Consider the following 925-nt stretch of genomic DNA (forward strand, 5'->3'; position numbering starts at 1 on the left):
TATGTACGGACTGGTTACCGCGATTCAGCTAGTAACGAATCGCACTAGGGGTCAGACTTCGACCATGAGCGCTCAATGAGTGCTTGCACATAATCAGCTTTTGAGATAAAGCGGCTAATTCCACGAATTTTTACTGATTCATTGCGCTTTGTAATTGTGCCTGGGATGTGCAGATATACGATTTTTTGGCATACATCAATAGTTGCGTAGTCAATGCCAGCTTTAATTTGTTCCGCGCTCCATCCCCACTTCTCAAGCAAGTATTTAGTGTTTTCTAAGCTATAAATATGCCTTAAAGCGTAATCTTCAGCATTATTTTCATGTAGCAAAGATTGGTGGAATTTTGAATAATTGTAGCCAGCGCGGGTATGTGCTTTAGCTGAAAATTTTGTCATTTGGTCGATCTGCCTTTTCCTAAGAAGCTTAATCTATTATAGCTCGTGTACGCTCTATCGGCAACACTTTAGGGCAAAAAAAGGCAATCACCGGGAAGCGATCGCCTTAAAAAATCACTTAGAAAACCCGAGTTAACAGCGAGTAAAAACGTAAGTCTCGTTATCAATTTCTACAGAGTAATAAGAATCAATGAACCAGTCACGAGCAATTGCTTCCCAATTAATGTAAGCGTCAAGGATTCCTAATTCTTCCAATTGTTTAGTTATTCCTTGTTCTTCCCATTGCTCACGAACAAAGTCTTCCTCACTTTCGTATACACCCCTATAGGTTTCTTCAAAATCTTCTGCTGTGGCGTATTGTCCTTGATAACTGTGATAAACGCCGTACGCTTTACCATGTTCTTGTAACAATTCGGCTAGCTCCACAAGCCGATCTAGTGGTTCATTTTCGCCGAGTTTGATTCCTTGCCAGTTCTCAAAATGTCGGGTAGGTCAGGGACATTGCTGTCCCCTTCCCCCCTCAAAACCGG

Annotated in this window: 1 protein-coding gene and 1 pseudogene; both read right to left on the bottom strand. The window is 41.7% G+C overall.

What is annotated here, in order from left to right:
• Positions 1-44: 44 nt before the first annotated feature.
• Positions 45-395 (bottom strand): hypothetical protein, encoded by a 351-nt coding sequence (locus ACM0OZ_RS49020; RefSeq protein WP_414590190.1) that lies wholly within the window; start codon positions 393-395, stop codon positions 45-47.
• A 132-nt stretch (positions 396-527) separates the two neighbouring features.
• Positions 528-863: pseudogene (locus tag ACM0OZ_RS49025) on the bottom strand (antirestriction protein ArdA); the annotation flags it as partial.
• Between the last annotated feature and the right edge of the window lie 62 nt (positions 864-925).

It is taken from the genome of Scytonema sp. PCC 10023, from assembly GCF_963920835.1.
Taxonomy (GTDB): Bacteria; Cyanobacteriota; Cyanobacteriia; order Cyanobacteriales; family Nostocaceae; genus Kalymmatonema.

Bases quoted from the DNA above. Each gene is read 5' to 3' on its own strand.
- ACM0OZ_RS49020 (WP_414590190.1), bottom strand. From the start codon at position 395: ATGACAAAATTTTCAGCTAAAGCACATACCCGCGCTGGCTACAATTAT.